This window comes from Streptomyces sp. NPDC093111 (assembly GCF_040683955.1).
Taxonomy (GTDB): domain Bacteria; phylum Actinomycetota; class Actinomycetes; order Streptomycetales; family Streptomycetaceae; genus Streptomyces.
In genome coordinates, this window is record NZ_JBFBNW010000005.1 from 136613 (window position 1) to 154557 (window position 17945).

Below are 17945 nucleotides of genomic sequence, written 5' to 3' on the forward strand. Positions count from 1 at the left end.
CGACATCGCCCAACCGTCCGACGACCGGCGGCGACACCGCCCAACCGCCCACCGACCGACGGCGACACGGCCCAACCGCCCGCCGACGGGGACACCCGCCGAACCTCCGGCCGACGGGGGACACCCGCCGAACCTCCGGCCGACGGGGGACACCCGCCCAACCGCCCGCCGACGGGGACACCCGCCGAACCTCCGGCCGACGGGGGACACCCGCCCAACCGCCCGCCGACGGTAGGCGGGCCCACGGCGCCGACGCTCCCGCCGACGGTGGGCCGCCCCAGGGTGCCCACCCGGGCCCGAGCTCAGCGCCTGATCAGCCGCCGGGCCGTCGCCGTCGCCACCGCCGCCGTGCGCGAGTCGACGCCCAGCTTGGCGAAGACGTGCACCAGGTGGGACTTCACCGTCGCCTGGCTCAGGAACAGCGCCTTGCTGATCTGCTGGTTCGACAGGCCCTCGCCCACCAGCTGGAGCACCTCCAGCTCCCGCTTGGTCAGCGCCTCCGACGGGGTCCGCATCCGGTCCATCAGCCGGTGCGCCACCGCGGGCGCCAGCGCCGACTGGCCGGCCGCGGCTGTCCGTACCGCCGCCGCGAGCTCCTCCGGCGGGGCGTCCTTCAGCAGATAGCCCGAGGCCCCGGCCTCCACCGCCGCCAGGATGTCCGCGTCGGTGTCGTACGTCGTCAGGACCAGCACCCGCGGCCCGCCCGGCACGGCCGTGATCGCGGCCGTCGCCTCCGAGCCGTGCATCCCGGCACCGAACTGGAGGTCCATCAGGACCACGTCCACGTCCCCGGCGGCGGCCAGCTCCACCGCCCGCTCGGCCGTGGCGGCCTCCGCGACCACGGCGAAGTCCGGCTCCGTGTCGAGGACGGCGCGCAGCCCGGCCCGTACCACCGGATGGTCGTCGGCGAGCAGCAGTCGGATGGTCATGCGTCGGCTCCAGCGGGCAGAGGGGCGGCGGGCAGGGGAAGGGTGACGGCGACGGCGGTGCCCTGGCCGGGCGCCGACTCGACGGTGAACGCACCGCCCAGCGACTCGGCCCGGGAGCGCATCGCGGGCAGCCCGAAGCCGCCCTCGGAGGAGGGCCGGACCGCGCCCGGCTCGAAGCCCGTACCGTCGTCCACGACGTCCAGGGCCACCGAACCGCCCATGAACGACAGGGTGATCTCGGCCCGTGAGGCCGCGGCGTGCCGGACGGTGTTGGCGAGCGCCGACTGCGCGATCCGCAGCAGCGCCACCTCGTACGGGGTGGGCAGCTCGGCCGGCGTCCCGCTCACCGAGAAACGCACCCGGGGACCGTCCGGACCGGCCGTCCGGCACAGCCGCTCCAGGGCCCCGGCCAGTGAGCCGTGCTCCAGGTCCGGCGGGCTGAGCGCGCGCACGAAGCGCCGGGCCTCCGCCAGGTTGTCCTGCGCGGCCCGCCGGGCCTCCTCGATGTGCCCGGCGGCCGGGGAGTCCGCGGGCAGCGCCCGCTCGGCGGCCCGCAGCAGCAGCTGGATCGAGGAGAGCCCCTGCGCCAGCGTGTCGTGGATCTCCCGGGCCAGCCGCTCGCGCTCGGCGAGCGTCCCCGCGTGCCGCTCCGCAGCCGCCAGCTCGGCCCGGGTGGCGATCAGCTCCTCGATGAGCCGCCGCCGCCGTTCGCTCTCCCGGTACAGGGCCTCGTAGCCGAGCACGGTCGCGACGGCCACCGCCCCGCCGAGCACCGGCCCGATGAACACCCCCGGATTGAGCTGGGCGCCGTGCCGCACGTACGACAGGATCGCCGCGCCCGCCGTCAGCGCCACGGCCGGCACCGACCAGCGCACCGGCAGCAGGTGCAGCTGGAGGAAGTAGAGCGGGAAGGCCACCCAGAGTCCGTCCGGCGTGGTCCACAGCAGCAGCAGCCAGGCCGCGGACAGCGCGCCCAGCCACACCGCCGCGCCCCGCCGCGACTCCCGCACCGACGGGAGCAGCGAGCCGGCCGCGTAGACGGCGGCGGTCAGTACGGCCGCCGCGACACCCGCGGCCGACTCGGCGCGCAGCGCGGCGAGCACCAGCAGCCCCGCCATCAGCAGATGGAGGCAGAGCCGCAGGGCGCGCATGACGGGGGTCAGTGAACGGGGATCCATGGTCCGTCCAGCGTATGCGGGCCCGGGGGCCGGTCCGGACATTCCGGACTCAACCGAAAGTTTGATTGCGGTGCAATCCGTGGCGCGATGCCCGGGGAGGGCCCCGCCGAGCAGGCTTGGTCCCATGTTCGTGGCATGGAGAGACCTGAGATTCGCCAAGGGGCGATTCACCTTGATGGGCACGGTGATCGTCCTGATCACCCTGCTGGTGGGACTGCTGTCCGGCCTGACCGCCGGGCTCGCGCGGGAGAACATCTCCGCGATCACCGGTCTGTCCGCGGACCGGCTGGCCTTCGCGGCCCCGCCCGCCGGCCAGTCGGTGTCCTTCACCAATTCGACCGTCACCGAGAAGCAGTGGCGGGACTGGGCCGCGCGCCCGGGCGTGGAGAGCGCGGAGCCGCTCGGCATCCGCAGCCTCAACGCCACCGCGGGCGACCGCACGGCCGCGCTCTCCGCCTTCGGTACGGAGCCGGGCTCCGGGATCGCCCCGGAGAGCGGCAGGCTTGCCCCCGGCAAGGCGGTCCTGTCGGAGTCGGCGGCCGAGGAGCTGGACGTCCGGACGGGCGACGCCGTGCGGCTCGGCTCCGTGGAGGCCACGGTCGTCGCGGTCTCCGGCGACGCCTCGTACAGCCACACGCCCGTCGTGTGGACGTCGCTCGACGACTGGCAGAAGCTGGGCCACAGCGGCACCACGTCCGAGGAGCAGGCCACGGTGATCGCGCTCAGCGGCTCCGGCGTGGACTGGGCCGCCGGCGACGCGGCCGACAAGACCTCGTCGAAGACGCCCGACGAGGCGCTCACCGCCATAGGGTCCTACCAGGCCGAGAACGGCTCGCTGCAGATGATGCGCGGCTTCCTGTTCGCGATCTCTGCGCTCGTCATAGGAGCCTTCTTCACCGTCTGGACCATCCAGCGCAGCGGTGACGTGGCCGTCCTCAAGGCGCTTGGCGCCTCCACCCCGTACCTCCTCAAGGACGCGCTGGGGCAGGCCGTGATCATGCTCGGCGCGGGCACCCTGGTCGGCACCGGTCTCGCCACCGGCATCGGCGCCCTGATCAGCGGCGGGAACGTGCCCTTCGTCCTCCAGCCGCTGACCGTGCTGGGCCCGGCCGCCGTGATCATCGTGCTCGGTGTGCTCGGCGCGGCGCTGTCCATCCGGCGGATCACGGCCGTCGACCCTCTGACCGCCCTTGGGAGCGCGCGGTGACCACCGACAACCTCGTCCTCGACGACGTGACCCTGACCTACCCCGACGGCGACGGACGCCTGACCGCCCTCGACGCGGTCTCCCTGGACGTCCCCGGCGGCACCCTGGCCGCCGTCGTCGGCCCCTCGGGCTCCGGCAAGTCCAGCCTGCTCGCGGTGGCTGCGACGCTGGTCACCCCGGACAGCGGCCGGGTGGTGGTGGCCGGCACGGACATCGGGCCGCTGAGCCAGGCGGCCAAGGCGGAGCTGCGGCGGGAGAAGATCGGCATCGTCTTCCAGCAGCCCAACCTGCTGCCCTCGCTCAGCACGCTGGAGCAGCTGGAGGTGATGGCGCACCTGTCCGGGCGGATGGGCCGGGCGGCGCGGCAGCGGGCCATGGAGCTCCTCGACGCGGTCGGCCTCGCGGACCAGGCCCACAAGCGCCCGCACCAGCTGTCCGGCGGTCAGCGCCAGCGCGTGAACATCGCGCGCGCCCTGATGAACGAGCCCTCGGTCCTCCTGGTCGACGAGCCGACCAGCGCCCTGGACCACGAGCGGGGGGCGGCGGTCATGGAACTGCTCGCCGGCCTCACCCGGGAGCGGGGCACCGCGACCGTCCTGGTCACCCACGACCGCACCCACCTGAGCCGCGCGGACCGCACGGTGACCGTGCGGGACGGACGCCTCACCGAAGACGGCGTGGACGGCACGGGCGGCACGGACGGTGCTCACGGTGCTCACGGCGTCGGCGGTGCGGACCTCGCGACGGACGCCGGGGATCCCGCCGCGGTCTGATCCGGCGCGGGTACGGCGAAGGGGGCGCCCGGAGTCTTCGGACTCCGGGCGCCCCCTTCGGTGTGCCGGTGTACGGGTCTCAGCCCTGCCCGTTGCCGTTGGCCGCCGTGTTCGCGAGGGCCGCGGACAGCTCCTCGGCGACCTGCTGGAGGATCGGGACGATCTTCTCCGTGGCCGCCTCGGTGACCCGGCCGGCCGGGCCCGAGATGGAGATCGCCGCCGCGGTGGGGGAGTCGGGGACGGAGACCGCCAGGCAGCGGACTCCTATCTCCTGCTCGTTGTCGTCGACCGCGTACCCGGTCTCCCGCACGGCGGCGAGCGCGTCGAGGAAGCCCTCGGGCGTGGTGATGGTCTTCTCGGTGGCGGCCGGCATGCCGGTACGGGAGAGGAGCGCGCGCACCTCGTCCGCCGGGGTGTACGCGAGCAGCGCCTTGCCGACACCGGTGGAGTGCGGCAGCACCCGGCGGCCGACCTCGGTGAACATGCGCATGGAGTGCTTGGACGGCACCTGTGCGACGTACACGATCTCGTCGCCGTCGAGCAGGGCCATGTTCGCCGTCTCGCCGGTCTCCTCGACGAGCCGGGCCAGGTACGGCCGGGCCCAGGTGCCGAGCAGGCGGGAGGCGGACTCGCCGAGGCGGATCAGCCGGGGGCCGAGCGCGTACCGCCGGTTGGGCTGCTGGCGTACGTACCCGCAGGCGACGAGGGTGCGCATGAGGCGGTGGATGGTGGGCAGCGGGAGCCCGCTGCTGGCGGAGAGCTCGCTCAGCCCGACCTCGCCGCCGGCGTCGGCCATCCGCTCCAGGAGATCGAAGGCACGCTCGAGGGACTGGACGCCGCCGCTCGCGGCGGCGGGCTTGGCGGCGTCGGTGGTGCTGGCGCTGGACGTCGGCACGGCAACGGTCCTTTCGGGGCAGGCGGGCAAGGCAGCAGCCTACCGGGCGGGTGGCCGGGACACACGGCCCGGTTCCGGCGTCCGGGCCGGTCAGGGGGGTGTTTGTCCGGTGTCGGAGGCCGCCGGGAGGGGTCCTTGTGGGCCCCGCATGTGCGGAGCTACGTTCTACTGTACGAAATTTACATTCCACTCTGTGGAAACATCCAAGGCGGGTTCAAGAGTCGCCCATGCTGGAAGTGTGCCCTTGACGACATGTCGTCTCGCGGGAAGACTCCTTCAACAGTTCGTTGAATTTCTGCTTCGTGGAAGTTCTTCGTGGATGTTCGTGGAAGAAGTTCCTGGAAGAAGGGGTACGGGTGGACGTCAACCTGGTCCTGCGCTCGACGCGCGTCATCACTCCCGAGGGGACGCGCGCCGCCTCGATCGCCGTCGCCGGCGGGACGATCGCGGCCGTGCTGCCGTACGACGCCGAGGTACCGGCCGGCGCCCGGCTGGAGGACGTCGGCGACGATGTCGTCCTGCCCGGACTCGTCGACACCCACGTCCATGTGAACGACCCCGGCCGCACCGAGTGGGAGGGCTTCTGGACCGCCACCCGCGCCGCGGCCGCCGGCGGCATCACCACCCTCGTCGACATGCCGCTCAACTCGCTGCCGCCCACCACCACGGTCGACCACCTGCGCGTCAAGCAGGACGTCGCCCGGGCCAAGGCGCACATCGACACCGGCTTCTGGGGCGGCGCGCTGCCCGACAACGTCAAGGACCTGCGCCCCCTGCACGACGCCGGCGTCTTCGGCTTCAAGTGCTTCCTCTCGCCCTCCGGCGTCGACGAGTTCCCGCAACTCGACCAGGACCAGCTGGCCGCCTCGCTGGCCGAGATCGCGGGCTTCGACGGACTGATGATCGTCCACGCCGAGGACCCGCACGAGCTCGCCGCGGCCCCCCAGATGGCCGGTGAGAAGGCCGTCAAGTACGCCGACTTCCTCGCCTCCCGGCCGCGCGTCGCCGAGAACACCGCGATCGAGAACCTGATCAACCAGGCCCGCCGCCTGGGCGCCCGCGTCCACGTGCTGCACCTCTCCTCCGCCGACGCGCTGCCGCTGATCGCCGCCGCCAAGGCCGAGGGCGTGCGCATCAGCGTCGAGTCCTGCCCGCACTTCCTCACCCTCACGGCCGAGGAGGTCCCGGACGGCGCCACCGAGTTCAAGTGCTGCCCGCCGATCCGCGAGGAGGCCAACCAGGACCTGCTCTGGCAGGGCCTCGCCGACGGCACCATCGACTGCATCGTCTCGGACCACTCGCCGTCCACCGCCGACCTCAAGACCCCCGACTTCGCCTCCGCCTGGGGCGGCATCTCCTCCCTCCAGCTCGGCCTGCCCGCCATCTGGACCGAGGCCCGCCGCCGCGGCCACGACCTCACCGACGTGGCCCGCTGGATGTCCGAGGCACCGGCACGGCTCGCGGGCCTCGGGCAGAAGGGCGCCATCGAGGCCGGCCGCGACGCCGACTTCGCCGTGGTCGACCCCGACGCCACCTTCACCGTCGACCCGGCGGAGCTCCAGCACCGCAACCGGGTCACCGCCTACGCGGGCCGCACCCTGTACGGCGTCGTCACCTCCACCTGGCTGCGCGGAGAGCGGATCGCCGACCGCGGCACCCTCGCCGAGCCCTCCGGCCGCCTCCTCGAAAGGAACAACTGACGTGTCGTCCATACCCAGCTTCACCGGTGACGCGAGCCCCTACGGCGGCGGCGACCCGTACGCCGACTACCGCACCGCGGACTTCCCCTTCACCCAGTACGCCGACCTCGCCGACCGGCGCCTCGGCGCGGGCGTGACCGCCGCCAACGACGAGTTCTTCGCCGAGCGCGAGAACCTGCTCAAGCCCGAGGCCGCCGAGTTCGACCCCGAGCACTTCGGGCACAAGGGCAAGATCATGGACGGCTGGGAGACCCGCCGCCGCCGCGGCGTCTCCGCCGCCGTGCCGCACCCCACCGAGGACGACCACGACTGGGCCCTCGTACGCCTCGGCGCCCCCGGCGTCATCCGCGGCATCGTCGTCGACACCGCCCACTTCCGCGGCAACTACCCGCAGGCCGTCTCCGTCGAGGCCACCTCCGTCGCCGGCTCGCCCTCGCCCGAGGAACTCCTCGCCGACGACGTGAAGTGGACGACGCTCGTCCCGCGCACCGCCATCGGCGGCCACGCCGCCAACGGCTTCGCCGTCGACGTCGAGCAGCGCTTCACCCACCTGCGCGTCAACCAGCACCCCGACGGCGGCATCGCCCGCCTGCGGGTGTACGGCGAGGTCGCCCCGGACCCGCGGTGGCTCGGCGTGCTCGGCACCTTCGACCTCGCGGCCCTGGAGAACGGCGGCCAGGTCGAGGACGCCTCCGACCGCTTCTACTCCCCGGCCACCAACACCATCCAGCCCGGCCGCTCGCGCAAGATGGACGACGGCTGGGAGACGCGCCGCCGCCGCGACAAGGGCAACGACTGGATCCGCTACAGCCTCGCCGCCGAGTCCGAGATCCGCGCCGTCGAGATCGACACCGCGTACCTCAAGGGCAACAGCGCCGGCTGGGCCGCGCTCTCCGTGGCCGCCGAGGGCTCCGAGGACTGGACCGAGATCCTGCCCCGGACCCGCCTCCAGCCCGACACCAACCACCGCTTCGTGCTCGACACGCCGGCCGTCGGCTCGCGGGTGCGGATCGACATCTTCCCCGACGGCGGCATCTCCCGCCTCCGTCTCTTCGGCTCGCTCACCGAAGCGGGCACGGCGCGGCTGACCGCCCGCCACCAGGAGCTGGGCGGCTGACGCCACCCGGACCATGAACTGGGCGGGCACGACACCCCGCCCGGCACACGAGGGCGCACCGACCGACAGCAACGGTGCGCCCTCGCCTTCGCTCTTTTTCGGGACTCGGTTCGCCTCCGGGCGCCTTGAGCCCGTCGCACGGCTCCGAGCGTGCTCGCCTCCCTCGTTCCTCGGGAGGCTCCGCGCGCTCGGAGCCGTGCGACCGGCGCGCCCTTCGGCTCACTCGTCGGTCCCGGTGGTGCGGCTACGCCGCGTGCCCGCCGTCCACCGAGAACTCCGCGCCCGTCACGTACGCCGCGTCCGGACCGGCCAGGAACGCGACCATCGCCGCGACCTCCTCGGCGGTGCCGAACCGGCCCAGGGCCGTCATCTGCGTCTGGGGCTCCGCGTACGGGCCGTCGGCCGGGTTCATGTCGGTGTCCGTCGGGCCCGGGTGGACGATGTTCGCGGTGATGCCGCGGCCGCCCAGCTCCCGCGCCAGCGCCTTCGTCAGGCCGACCAGCGCCGCCTTGCTCGTCGCGTACAGCGTGCCGCCGGGACCCGGGACCCGCTGCGTCATGCAGCTGCCGATCGTGACGATCCGCCCGCCCCGCTCCATCCGCGCCGCCGCGGCCTGCGAGGCCAGGAAGGCCGCGCGGACGTTCACCGCGAGCACCCGGTCCACGTCGGCCAGGGTCAGTGACTCCAGCGGGCCGAGCACCCCGGCGCCCACGTTGTTGACGAGCACGTCCAGGCGCCCGAGGGCGTCCGCCGCCCACTCCACGGCGCCGGCCGCGTCGCCCGCGCTCCCCGCGTCGGCGCGCAGCGCCAGCGCCTTCCCGCCGGCGGCCTCGACGCGCGCCGCGACCTCGCGGGCCCGCTCCTCGCCCTGGACGTAGGTGAAGGCCACGTCCGCGCCCTCCTGGGCGAACCGGACAGCCGTCGCCGCCCCCATGCCCCGGCTGCCCCCGGTGACCAGAACCGCCTTGCCGCTCATGCCGGCCATGTCGTACTCCTTCGTATCCGTCGTTCGTCGTCATGCCGCCGCGTTGTCCGCGTTGCTTGCGTTGTTCGCGTCGTCTGCGTCGTTCGCATCGTTGCGAGTTCAATCAAACGCGGGGCGCGGTTCCGACGCTGGCGGGAATCGGACGGTGAGGCGATCACCGATGAGTTCCGCCGGGCGGCGCGGTCCACAGGGGTGAGACACGATGGTCCGGAAGAAGAGAAAGGGCACCTGTCATGGCCACCCTGAGCCTCACCCAGTTCCTCTCCCTCGACGGCGTCCACCAGGCCCCCGGCGGCCCGGAGGAGGACCCGAGCGACGACTTCGACCTCGGCGGCTGGTCCGTCCCGTACGGGGACGAGGACTTCGGCCGCTTCATCACCGAGGTCTTCGAACGGCCCACCGCCTTCCTGCTCGGCCGCCGCACGTACGACATCTTCGCGGGCTACTGGCCCAAGCACACCGACCCGGACGACCCGGTCGCGAGCAAGCTCAACGGCCTCCCCAAGTACGTCGCCTCACGCACCCTCACCACCGCCGACTGGAACGGCACCACCGTCCTCTCCGGCGACGTCGCCCAGCAGGTCGCCGCGCTCAAGGAGGAGCTCGACGGCGAGATCCAGATGCACGGCAGCGCCGGGCTCGCCAAGACCCTGATGGAGCACGACCTCATCGACACCCTGCACCTGGCCGTCTTCCCCGTCGTCCTCGGCAAGGGCCTCCGCTTCTTCGCGGACGGCGCCACCCCCAGCGCCTTCCGGCTCACCGACGCCCGCACCACGGCCGCCGGCGTCGCCATCCAGACGTACGAGCAGGCGGGACGCCCCACATACGGGAGCTACTGACCACCTCGCACCGACAAGGTGTAGCCACCACGGGCCGCTTTGGATACGGTGACCCTTCCGCGTGCGAGCCGTCGAAGTCTCCACCCCGTTCATCGAGTTGGAGCCGGCTCCCATGTCCTCCTTCGCCGTACCCGTACCCCTCGACGCCCCGCGCCGCGGCTGGCTCACCGACCTGCCCGTCCTGCTGGTCGCGGTCGTCTGGGGCGCCAGCTACCTCGCCGCCAAGGGCATCACCACCACCCACACCGTCATCGCGGTGCTGGTCCTGCGCTTCGCGGTGGTGCTGCCCGTCCTCGTGGCGGCGGGGTGGCGCAGGCTGACGGCCCTGAGCGCCGCCCAGTGGCGCGGGGCGGGCACGCTCGGGCTGATCCTCGCCGGGATCTTCCTCCTGGAGACGTACGGGGTCGTCCACACCTCCGCCACGAACGCGGGCCTGATCATCAGCCTCACCATGATCCTCACCCCGCTCGCCGAAGCCGCCGTCACCGGCACCCGGCCGCCCCGCGCCTTCCTCGCCGCCGCCGCGCTCTCCGTCGCGGGCGTGGTGCTGCTGACGCAGGGCGGCGGCTTCACCGCGCCCACCCTCGGCGACCTGCTGATGCTGCTCGCCGCCCTGGCCCGCACCGCGCACGTCCTCGCGATGTCCCGGATCAAGGCGGTGCGGAGCGCCGACTCGCTCTCCCTCACCACCGTCCAGCTGGGCTCCGCCGTCGCGGTCTTCGCCGTCCTGGCGGCACTGCCCGGCACCGGGGCCTCCCCCTGGTCCGTCGCGCTCGGCTTCGGGCCCCGCGAGTGGGCCGGACTGCTCTTCCTCTCCGTCTTCTGCACGCTCTTCGCCTTCTTCGTGCAGATGTGGGCCGTCCGCCGCACCTCCCCGTCCCGGGTCAGCCTGCTGCTCGGCACCGAGCCGCTGTGGGCCGCCGGCGCGGGCATCGCCCTCGCCGGCGACCGCCCCGGCACCCTCGGCCTCGCGGGCGCGGTCCTCGTCCTGGCCGGCACCACCTGGGGCCGCCGGGCCGCCGACGCCGCCGACGACGCCGACACCGCCGCGCGGTAGGCGTCAGGACTTCGGGACCCGGTCCGACACCACCATGATCACCAGGCCGAGCGCCGCGATCACGATGTTCGCGAACAGCTCCCGGCCCTCCAGGAACCACACGTGGTCCGTCAGGAACCGGGTCAGACCCATCAGCTTGAACCAGCCGTCGGTGAGCTCGCGGACCACCCCGCACACGCCGAAGACCATGACCAGAAAACCCGTGACCTCAAGAAACCTCTTCATGCCCCGAGCATGATCCACACGCGCCGCGGGCCGCGTCGGCCACCGGTATCCCGCCCGGACCCCGCCGTACGACCGAAGTCGACGCCCCCGCGACTTTGGTATCCGACCGGCCGCCGCACCCCGCGTTCCCCGCCCCCGCCTGCGTACATTTCCGGTATGACACGCACGGCACGCCCGGAGCGGCACACCTGGCTGCTCCCCTCCCACCTCGTCGAGGCCGCCGGGACCGAGCCGCCCGGTCCGCACGGCCGGCCCCGGCGCACCGTGCGGGACTGGATCGTCGACACCACCCTCTTCCTGCTCGCCGCCTTCGTCGGGCTGCTCGCCGCCGAGACCAGCGTCAAATACAGCAGCGAGCCGGTCGCGCTCACCGACCAGATCCTCGGCGGCCTCGCCTGCTGCGCCCTCTGGCTGCGCCGCCGCTGGCCCGCCGGGCTCGCCGTCACCCTCTCCGCGGTCAGCGTCGTCGCGCCCACCGCCAGCGGCGCCGTCCTCGCGAGTCTGTTCAGCGTCGGCGTACGGCGCCCCTTCCGCGAGGTCGCCTGGATCGGGGCGCTCGCCGCGGGCGCCTCCGTCGTCCAGGTCTTCGTCCGGCCCGACCCCACCGTCAACGTCGTCGTCGCCATCGGCCTCGGCATCGTCCTGATCCTCCTCGTCACCGCCTGGGGCATGCTCGTCCGCTCCCGCCGCCAGCTCGTCGAGGCCCTGCGCGACCGGGCCCTGCGCGCCGAGGCCGAGGCCGAACTGCGCTTCGAGCAGGCCCAGCGGCTCGCCCGGGAGGCCATCGCCCGCGAGATGCACGACGTCCTCGCGCACCGGCTCACCCTGCTCAGCGTGCACGCCGGCGCCCTGGAGTTCCGGCCCGACGCCCCGCCCGAGCAGGTCGCCCGCGCCGCCGGCGTCATCCGCGACAGCGCCCACGAGGCCCTCCAGGACCTGCGCGAGATCATCGGCGTCCTGCGCGCCCCGGGGGAGGAGGCCGCCGACCGGCCCCAGCCCACCCTCGCCACCCTCGACGCCCTGGTCGAGGAGGTCCGCGAGGCAGGGATGCGGGTCGTCCTCGACACCACCGTCACCGACCCCGGGTCCGTCCCCGCCTCCACCGGGCGCACCGTCTACCGCATCGCCCAGGAAGCCCTCACCAACGCCCGCAAGCACGCCCCCGGCGCCGAGGTCACCGTCACCCTGCGCGGCCGCCCCGGCGAGGGCCTGACCGTCGAGGTCCGCAATCCCGCCCCCACCGGACCCGTCCCCGAGGTCCCCGGCTCCGGACAGGGCCTCATCGGACTCACCGAACGCGCCACCCTCGCCGGCGGGCGGCTGGACCACGGACCCGCCCCCGACGGAGGGTTCGCCCTGCGGGCCTGGCTACCGTGGCCCGCATGACCATCCGTCTGCTCATCGTCGACGACGACCCACTGGTCCGCGGCGGCCTCGCCCTGATGCTCGGCGGCGCCGAGGACATCGAGATCGTCGGCGAGGGCGCCGACGGATCCGAGGTGCCCGCGCTCGTCGAACGGCTCGCCCCCGACGTGATCCTCATGGACATCCGCATGCCGCGGGTCGACGGCCTCACCGCCACCGAACGGCTGCGCGCCACCGGCGGAGCCCCCGAGGTCGTCGTCCTCACCACCTTCCACGCCGACGAGCAGGTGCTGCGGGCGCTGCGCGCCGGAGCCGCCGGCTTCGTCCTCAAGGACACCCCGCCCGCCGAGATCGTCACCGCGGTCCGCCGGGTCGCCGCCGGCGAACCGGTGCTCTCCCCGGCCGTCACCCGCCAGCTGATGGGCCACGTCGCCGCGCAGGCGCACGAACCGCCCCGCCGCACCACCGCCACCGCGCGCCTGGCCCTGCTCGCCGACCGCGAGCGCGAGGTCGCCGTCGCCGTCGGGCAGGGCCGGTCCAACGCCGAGATCGGCGCCGCCCTGTACATGAGCGTCCCCACCGTCAAGACGCACGTCTCACGGATTCTGGCCAAACTCGGCCTCAACAACCGTGTCCAGATCGCCCTGCTCGTCCACGACGCCGGACTTGTCGATCTTCACGAGGGCGAGCCCGATGCATAGGCTTGAACGATGTCCGTCATCGATCTGGGGGAGTACGGCGCGGACTTCACCGCGAACCCGTACCCGTATTACGCCAAGCTCCGCGCACAGGGGCCCGTCCACGAGGTCCTGACACCGGACGGCATGCCTGCCTGGCTGGTCGTCGGGTACGAGGAGGCCCGCGCCGCCCTCGCCGACCAGCGCCTCTCCAAGTCCTTCTCCGCCTTCGGCATGCCACTGCCCGAGGAGGAGATCGTCGGACCCAACCTGCTCATCGTCGACCCGCCGGACCACACCCGGCTGCGCAAGCTGGTCGCGGGCGAGTTCACCGGCCGCCGCGTCGAGGCCCTGCGCCCGCGCGTCCAGCAGCTCACCGACGAACTCCTCGACGCGATGGAGCCGGACGGCCGCGCCGACCTCGTCGACTCCTTCGCCTTCCCGCTGCCCATCACCGTCATCTGCGAGCTCCTCGGCGTCCCGGCCGCCGACCGCGACTCCTTCCGCGCCTGGTCCAACGAACTCGTCACGCCGACCGGCGCGATGACCGACCGGGAGGCCGTCGAGGGCTTCGGCGGCTACCTCGACGCGCTCATCGAGGACAAGCGGGCCGCGGGCCCCGCCGACGACCTGCTCTCGGCCCTCATCGCCACCCGCGCCGAGGACGGCGACCGGCTCTCCCTGCCCGAACTCCGGGCCCTCGCCTACCTGCTGCTCATCGCGGGCCACGAGACCACCGTCAACCTGATCTCCAACACGGTCCGCGCCCTGCTCACGCACCCCGAGCAACTGGCGGCCCTGCGGGCGGACCCCGGCCTGCTCGACGGCGCGATCGAGGAAGGGCTCCGCTACGACGGCCCGGTGGAGAACGCGACCCTCCGCTTCGCCCCCGAGGCGCTCACCCTCGGCGGCACCGAGATCCCCGCCGGGGCCATCGTCCTGATCGGCCTCGCCGCCGGCGCCCACGACCCGGGCCGCTTCCCGGAGCCGGACCGCTTCGACATCCGCCGCGACCCGCGCGGCCACCTCGCCTTCGGCCACGGCATCCACTTCTGCCTGGGCGCCCCGCTCGCCCGGCTGGAAGGCAAGACAGCGATCCGGACACTCCTCGAACGCTTCCCGCGGCTGGAACTCGACCCCGAGGCGGATCCCCTGGAGTGGCTCCCCGGCATGCTGATCCGCGGCACCCGCCGCCTGCCCGTCGTGTGGTGACACCCGCGAACACCCGCTCCATCCAGGGCGGTTGAGCCTGTCACCAGGGCACGGTGCCGCCGTCGTCGAAGAACCCGCCGGTCGGTCCGTCGTCGGGCAGCGTGGCGAGGCGCACCGCGATCGCCGCGCCCTGCCGGGCAGTGCGGACGCCCCGGAAGCCGTTGAGGTCGGTGGCGGTGAAGCCGGGACAGCCGGAGTTGACCAGGACGCGGGTGCCGCGCAGCTCCTCGGCGTAGAGGACGGTGACCGCGTTGAGGAAGGTCTTGGACGCCGCGTACGCGGCGGGTACCGGGCCCATGTCGACGCCGGGCGTGGTCCGCAGCCCGAGCGAGCCGACACTGCTGGACATGTTCACGATCCGCGGCGATGCCGAGGCGCGCAGCAGGGGCAGCATCGCGTTGGTGACGCGGATGACCCCGACCACGTTGGTCTCCACGACGGCCCGCACGGTCGCGGGATCGACCGTGGTCGGCGTCTGCGGCATCCCGCCGGTGATCGCGGCGTTGTTGACCAGGACGTCGAGCCCGCCGGCGCGGTCGGCGACCAGCTCGGCCGCGGCGGCCGCACTCGCGTCGTCCGCCACGTCGAGCGGAACGCCGAACGCGTCGGTCCCGGCCGCACGCAGCTTCTCCACCGCGGCGTCGCGGCGCCGTCGATCCCGCGCCCCCACACCGACCCGCCAGCCGAGCGCGCCCAGGCCCGCCGCGATCTCGTACCCGATTCCCTTGTTCGCGCCGGTCACCAGCGCGATCGTCCGTTCACTCATGCCGTCGAGCGTGCTGCCGACCCGGGCGGGACGTCCAAGACCGACCGGGTGGACGGCGATACCTCACGGATATCGATCGTGGTCAGCGCCGGATGCGCGGATGTCGATGGTGGTGAGCGCCGGTTACGCGGATCTCGATGGTTGGTGAGCGCCGGATACGATGACGCGGTGGAGACGCGGGAGCTGCGGTATTTCGTCGCCGTCGCAGAGGAGTTGCACTTCGGGCGGGCGGCGCAGCGGCTCACCATGGCGCAACCGCCGCTGTCGCGGGCGATCCAGCAGCTCGAACGGCGGCTCGGAGTGGTCCTGCTGCACCGCACCGCCCGCTCGGTCGCCTTGACCGAGGCCGGGGCGGTGCTCCTGAGGGAGGCGAGGGCCGCACTCGACGCGGTCGAAGCCGCCGAGCGCCGCACCCGCCGCGCGGCCGCCGAACGGCCCGGTGTGGTGCTGGCAACCAAGGCCGGAGCGTCCAGCGAGCTGTTGTCGAAGCTGCTCGACGCCTACGCCGCCGAGCCCGGCGCGGTCGCCGTCGAGGTGATGCTGTGCGGACCCGGCGAGCAGGAGAGGCTGGTGCGCGACGGGCGGGCCGACGTCGCCCTGCTCCTGCGGCCCTTCGACACGACGGCCGGACTCGACACCGAGGACCTGCACACCGAACGGCAGGTCGTGGTCCTGCCCGCGGGGCACCCCTTGGCCGACCGGCCCCACCTGTCGATGGCCGAGGTCACCACCCTGACGGAACTGCCCCTGCCACGCTGGCCGCTACGGGGCGGGGGCTATCCGGACGGGCCCGGCCCGCAGGTGCGCGACCACACCCAGCTGTTCCAGCTGATCGCGCTCGGACGGGCCTGCGCGCTCGTGCCCGAGTCCCTCCGGGCCCACCTGCGCGACGATCACACGACGGTGCCGGTGCCGGACGCGCCGGCCGTCACGACCGTCATCGCCTGGCCACCCCACAGCCGATCCCGACCCGTCGCCGACCTCGTCCGCACCGCGACCCGCCTCCGGCCCGCGAACTAGGCCGTTTCTTCCGGATCGGGCTGGATCGGGGAGAAACGGCCTAGGGGATCTCCGCCGGCCGCACCGCGCGCCGCTCCCGCCGCGACCGCTCGCACGCCTCCGCGACGCGCAGCGCGGCGAGCGCCTCGGCCCCGTCGCAGGGGTTGTCCCGCTCGCCGCGCACCAGGCGTACGAACGCGTCCAACTCCGCCTCGTACGCCGGCGTGAACCGGTCGAGGAAGCCGCTCCACGGCTTGGCGGGCGGGCGCGGACCCAGCGGCTCGACCGACTCGACCGGGGTCCGCTCGTCCCACCCCACCGCGATCTGGTCCAGCTCGCCCGCCAGCTCCATCCGCACGTCGTACCCGGCCCCGTTGCACCGGGTCCCGGTCACCGTCACCAGCGTGCCGTCGTCCAGGGTCAGCAGGGCCGCCGCCGTGTCCACGTCCCCGGCCTCCCGGAACATCGCGGGCCCCGCGTCCGACCCGGTCGCGTACACCTCCACGACCTCCCGGCCGGTCACCCAGCGCACGATGTCGAAGTCGTGCACCAGGCAGTCCCGGAACAGCCCGCCCGACTGCGGCAGATACGCGGCGGGCGGCGGCGCCGGGTCGGAGGTGGCCGCGCGGACGGTGTGCAGGCGCCCGAGCCGCCCGTCGAGCACGGCGTCCCGCGCCGCCCGGTACCCGGCGTCGAACCGGCGCATGAAGCCCAGCTGCAACTCGGTGCCGGCCGCCTCGACCGCCCGCAGCGCCTCCAGCGTCCCCGGCACGTCCAGGGCGATCGGCTTCTCGCAGAAGGCCGGCAGACCCGCCGCCGCGGCGCGCCCGATCAGCTCTGCGTGCGCGGCGGTGGCCGACGCGATGACCACGGCGTCCAGCGGGTGCTCCAGCAGGGAGTCGACCGACGGGGCCGCCCCGGCCCCGATCGCCTCCGCCACCCGGGCCGCCCGCACCGCGTCGGCGTCGGCCAGGACGAGCGCCTCGACCTCCGGATGCCGGGCGAGCACCCCCGCGTGGAAGGCCCCGATCCGTCCCGTGCCGATCAGTCCGATACGCATGGCCCCAAGGTGGTGCGGAACGGACTCCCTGTCAAGGAAATGTCAGGACAACAGGACGCCACGCCTTCCCGGGGCCGAACCCCGGGGCTACGCTCCCGGACGTGCTTCCCCAGCCGCCCCAGTACCCACCCCCCTCGTCCTCACCCTCGTCCTCGCCCTCCCCGTCACCCTCGACCGACCCCGCTTCGCTCCCGCTGTCCGTGGACCGCGCCAGCCCGGTGCCCCTCTACTTCCAGCTCGCCGGGCAGCTCCAGGCGGCGATCGAGACCGGCGCGCTGACCCCGGGCACCCTGCTCGGCAACGAGATCGACCTCGCCACGCGTCTGGGCCTGTCCCGGCCCACCGTCCGCCAGGCCATCCGCTCGCTCGTCGACAAGGGCCTCCTGGTGCGCCGCAGGGGCATCGGCACGCAGGTCGTGCACAGCAGCGTCCGCCGTCCGCTGGAGCTGAGCAGTCTGTACGACGACCTGGAGGCGTCCGGGCAGCGGCCCGCCACCCGGGTCCTGGCCGACCGGCTCGAACCGGCCGGACCGCGGGCCGCCGCGGCGCTCGGTGTCGCCGAGGGCACCGAGGTGCGCTACCTGGAGCGGCTGCGCTCCGCGCACGGCGAACCCCTCGCGCTGCTGCGCAACCACCTCCCGGCCGGCCTGCTCGCCGCGGACGCCGAGGGGGTCGCCGCGACCGGCCTCTACCGGCTGCTGCGCGCCGCCGGACTCACCCTGCACAGCGCCCGCCAGACCGTCGGGGCGCGCGCCGCGGAACCGGCGGAGGCGGAGCCGCTCGGCGAGCGCCCGGGCGCGCCGCTGCTCACGATGGAACGCGTCACCTCCGACGCGACGGGCCGTGCCGTGGAGTTCGGTTCGCACCTCTACCGGGCCTCGCGTTACTCCTTCGAGTTCCAGTTGCTGGCCCGTGGGTAGGCCCCCTGAAGATCCGCGCGACCCCCATGACCGATACT

At 73.7% G+C, this 17945-nt stretch carries 18 protein-coding genes; 11 read left to right on the forward strand and 7 right to left on the reverse strand.

From position 1 onward, the window contains the following. Nucleotides 1-302 precede the first annotated feature (302 nt). Entirely contained in the window at nucleotides 303-929 is a 627-nt protein-coding gene (locus tag AB0Q96_RS09945) for a response regulator transcription factor (protein ID WP_365323543.1), read from the reverse strand. Continuing rightward, nucleotides 926-2107: a sensor histidine kinase gene (locus tag AB0Q96_RS09950; protein ID WP_365323545.1), complete on the reverse strand. Its 1182-nt coding sequence runs from the start codon at nucleotides 2105-2107 to the stop codon at nucleotides 926-928. Before AB0Q96_RS09950 ends, AB0Q96_RS09945 begins: the two co-directional genes overlap by 4 nt. A gap of 124 nt (nucleotides 2108-2231) precedes the next feature. Between AB0Q96_RS09950 and AB0Q96_RS09955 the strand changes: the two genes are divergently transcribed. Both AB0Q96_RS09955 and AB0Q96_RS09960 read left to right on the forward strand, forming a co-directional pair. Then, nucleotides 2232-3314, forward strand: a complete 1083-nt coding sequence (locus AB0Q96_RS09955) for an ABC transporter permease (RefSeq protein WP_365323547.1) — start codon at nucleotides 2232-2234, stop codon at nucleotides 3312-3314. Further along, nucleotides 3311-4087, forward strand: a complete 777-nt coding sequence (locus AB0Q96_RS09960; RefSeq protein ID WP_365323549.1) for an ABC transporter ATP-binding protein — start codon at nucleotides 3311-3313, stop codon at nucleotides 4085-4087. Before AB0Q96_RS09955 ends, AB0Q96_RS09960 begins: the two co-directional genes overlap by 4 nt. Nucleotides 4088-4166: 79 nt before the next feature. On the opposite strand, the gene AB0Q96_RS09965 is transcribed toward AB0Q96_RS09960, so the two are convergent. Further along, complete coding sequence (locus tag AB0Q96_RS09965) at nucleotides 4167-4982, reverse strand: IclR family transcriptional regulator (RefSeq protein ID WP_365323551.1); 816 nt, start codon at nucleotides 4980-4982, stop codon at nucleotides 4167-4169. Between the two features lie 356 nt (nucleotides 4983-5338). On the opposite strand from AB0Q96_RS09965, the gene allB reads away from it, so the two are divergent. Both allB and alc read left to right on the forward strand, forming a co-directional pair. Next, the gene (gene allB, locus AB0Q96_RS09970; RefSeq protein WP_365323553.1) at nucleotides 5339-6682 is read left to right on the forward strand and encodes an allantoinase AllB; all 1344 of its coding nucleotides are present in this window, start codon (nucleotides 5339-5341) and stop codon (nucleotides 6680-6682) included. Between the two features lies 1 nt (nucleotide 6683). After that, nucleotides 6684-7799: an allantoicase gene (gene alc / locus AB0Q96_RS09975; RefSeq protein ID WP_365323555.1), complete on the forward strand. Its 1116-nt coding sequence runs from the start codon at nucleotides 6684-6686 to the stop codon at nucleotides 7797-7799. Between the two features lie 244 nt (nucleotides 7800-8043). Here the strand turns inward: alc and AB0Q96_RS09980 are convergent, their stop codons facing one another. Beyond that, on the reverse strand, nucleotides 8044-8784 hold the full coding sequence (locus tag AB0Q96_RS09980; RefSeq protein WP_365323557.1) for an SDR family oxidoreductase: 741 nt from the start codon (nucleotides 8782-8784) through the stop codon (nucleotides 8044-8046). 233 nt (nucleotides 8785-9017) lie between these two features. Here AB0Q96_RS09980 and AB0Q96_RS09985 point away from each other — a divergent pair, with 233 nt between their 5' ends. Both AB0Q96_RS09985 and AB0Q96_RS09990 read left to right on the forward strand, forming a co-directional pair. Continuing rightward, entirely contained in the window at nucleotides 9018-9626 is a 609-nt protein-coding gene (locus tag AB0Q96_RS09985; RefSeq protein ID WP_365323559.1) for a dihydrofolate reductase family protein, read from the forward strand. 112 nt (nucleotides 9627-9738) lie between these two features. Further along, nucleotides 9739-10683, forward strand: coding sequence for a DMT family transporter (locus AB0Q96_RS09990; protein WP_365324041.1), 945 nt, complete (start codon nucleotides 9739-9741; stop codon nucleotides 10681-10683). Between the two features lie 3 nt (nucleotides 10684-10686). Here the strand turns inward: AB0Q96_RS09990 and AB0Q96_RS09995 are convergent, their stop codons facing one another. Then, nucleotides 10687-10908, reverse strand: coding sequence for a hypothetical protein (locus AB0Q96_RS09995; protein WP_365323560.1), 222 nt, complete (start codon nucleotides 10906-10908; stop codon nucleotides 10687-10689). 156 nt (nucleotides 10909-11064) lie between these two features. Here AB0Q96_RS09995 and AB0Q96_RS10000 point away from each other — a divergent pair, with 156 nt between their 5' ends. The 3 genes from AB0Q96_RS10000 to AB0Q96_RS10010 are packed head-to-tail and all read left to right on the forward strand — an operon-like array spanning nucleotide 11065 to nucleotide 14162. Beyond that, nucleotides 11065-12294 carry a sensor histidine kinase gene (locus AB0Q96_RS10000; protein ID WP_365323562.1) on the forward strand — a complete coding sequence of 410 codons (1230 nt, stop codon included), beginning with the start codon at nucleotides 11065-11067 and terminating at the stop codon, nucleotides 12292-12294. After that, nucleotides 12291-12974 carry a response regulator transcription factor gene (locus tag AB0Q96_RS10005; protein WP_365323564.1) on the forward strand — a complete coding sequence of 228 codons (684 nt, stop codon included), beginning with the start codon at nucleotides 12291-12293 and terminating at the stop codon, nucleotides 12972-12974. Before AB0Q96_RS10000 ends, AB0Q96_RS10005 begins: the two co-directional genes overlap by 4 nt. Nucleotides 12975-12983: 9 nt before the next feature. After that, the gene (locus AB0Q96_RS10010) at nucleotides 12984-14162 is read left to right on the forward strand and encodes a cytochrome P450 (RefSeq protein WP_365323566.1); all 1179 of its coding nucleotides are present in this window, start codon (nucleotides 12984-12986) and stop codon (nucleotides 14160-14162) included. A 40-nt stretch (nucleotides 14163-14202) separates the two neighbouring features. Here AB0Q96_RS10010 and AB0Q96_RS10015 read toward each other — a convergent pair whose 3' ends face one another. Further along, entirely contained in the window at nucleotides 14203-14928 is a 726-nt protein-coding gene (locus tag AB0Q96_RS10015; protein WP_365323568.1) for an SDR family NAD(P)-dependent oxidoreductase, read from the reverse strand. A 168-nt stretch (nucleotides 14929-15096) separates the two neighbouring features. On the opposite strand from AB0Q96_RS10015, the gene AB0Q96_RS10020 reads away from it, so the two are divergent. Next, nucleotides 15097-15948: a LysR family transcriptional regulator gene (locus AB0Q96_RS10020; RefSeq protein WP_365323570.1), complete on the forward strand. Its 852-nt coding sequence runs from the start codon at nucleotides 15097-15099 to the stop codon at nucleotides 15946-15948. Nucleotides 15949-15988: 40 nt separating this feature from the next. On the opposite strand, the gene AB0Q96_RS10025 is transcribed toward AB0Q96_RS10020, so the two are convergent. Beyond that, nucleotides 15989-16987, reverse strand: a complete 999-nt coding sequence (locus tag AB0Q96_RS10025; protein ID WP_365323571.1) for a Gfo/Idh/MocA family oxidoreductase — start codon at nucleotides 16985-16987, stop codon at nucleotides 15989-15991. A gap of 200 nt (nucleotides 16988-17187) precedes the next feature. Between AB0Q96_RS10025 and AB0Q96_RS10030 the strand changes: the two genes are divergently transcribed. Then, on the forward strand, nucleotides 17188-17907 hold the full coding sequence (locus AB0Q96_RS10030) for a GntR family transcriptional regulator (protein ID WP_365323573.1): 720 nt from the start codon (nucleotides 17188-17190) through the stop codon (nucleotides 17905-17907). Nucleotides 17908-17945 lie beyond the last annotated feature (38 nt).

Excerpts from the sequence above, each read along its gene's own strand:
- AB0Q96_RS09980 (WP_365323557.1), bottom strand. The coding sequence starts at position 8,784 with ATGGCCGGCATGAGCGGCAAGGCGGTTCTGGTCACCGGGGGCAGCCGG.
- AB0Q96_RS10005 (WP_365323564.1), top strand. The coding sequence starts at position 12,291 with ATGACCATCCGTCTGCTCATCGTCGACGACGACCCACTGGTCCGCGGC.
- AB0Q96_RS10010 (WP_365323566.1), top strand. The coding sequence starts at position 12,984 with ATGTCCGTCATCGATCTGGGGGAGTACGGCGCGGACTTCACCGCGAAC.
- AB0Q96_RS09995 (WP_365323560.1), bottom strand. The coding sequence starts at position 10,908 with ATGAAGAGGTTTCTTGAGGTCACGGGTTTTCTGGTCATGGTCTTCGGC.
- AB0Q96_RS09985 (WP_365323559.1), top strand. The coding sequence starts at position 9,018 with ATGGCCACCCTGAGCCTCACCCAGTTCCTCTCCCTCGACGGCGTCCAC.
- AB0Q96_RS09950 (WP_365323545.1), bottom strand. The coding sequence starts at position 2,107 with ATGGATCCCCGTTCACTGACCCCCGTCATGCGCGCCCTGCGGCTCTGC.
- AB0Q96_RS10025 (WP_365323571.1), bottom strand. The coding sequence starts at position 16,987 with ATGCGTATCGGACTGATCGGCACGGGACGGATCGGGGCCTTCCACGCG.
- AB0Q96_RS09955 (WP_365323547.1), top strand. The coding sequence starts at position 2,232 with ATGTTCGTGGCATGGAGAGACCTGAGATTCGCCAAGGGGCGATTCACC.
- AB0Q96_RS09945 (WP_365323543.1), bottom strand. The coding sequence starts at position 929 with ATGACCATCCGACTGCTGCTCGCCGACGACCATCCGGTGGTACGGGCC.
- AB0Q96_RS09990 (WP_365324041.1), top strand. The coding sequence starts at position 9,739 with ATGTCCTCCTTCGCCGTACCCGTACCCCTCGACGCCCCGCGCCGCGGC.
- AB0Q96_RS10000 (WP_365323562.1), top strand. The coding sequence starts at position 11,065 with ATGACACGCACGGCACGCCCGGAGCGGCACACCTGGCTGCTCCCCTCC.
- AB0Q96_RS10015 (WP_365323568.1), bottom strand. The coding sequence starts at position 14,928 with ATGAGTGAACGGACGATCGCGCTGGTGACCGGCGCGAACAAGGGAATC.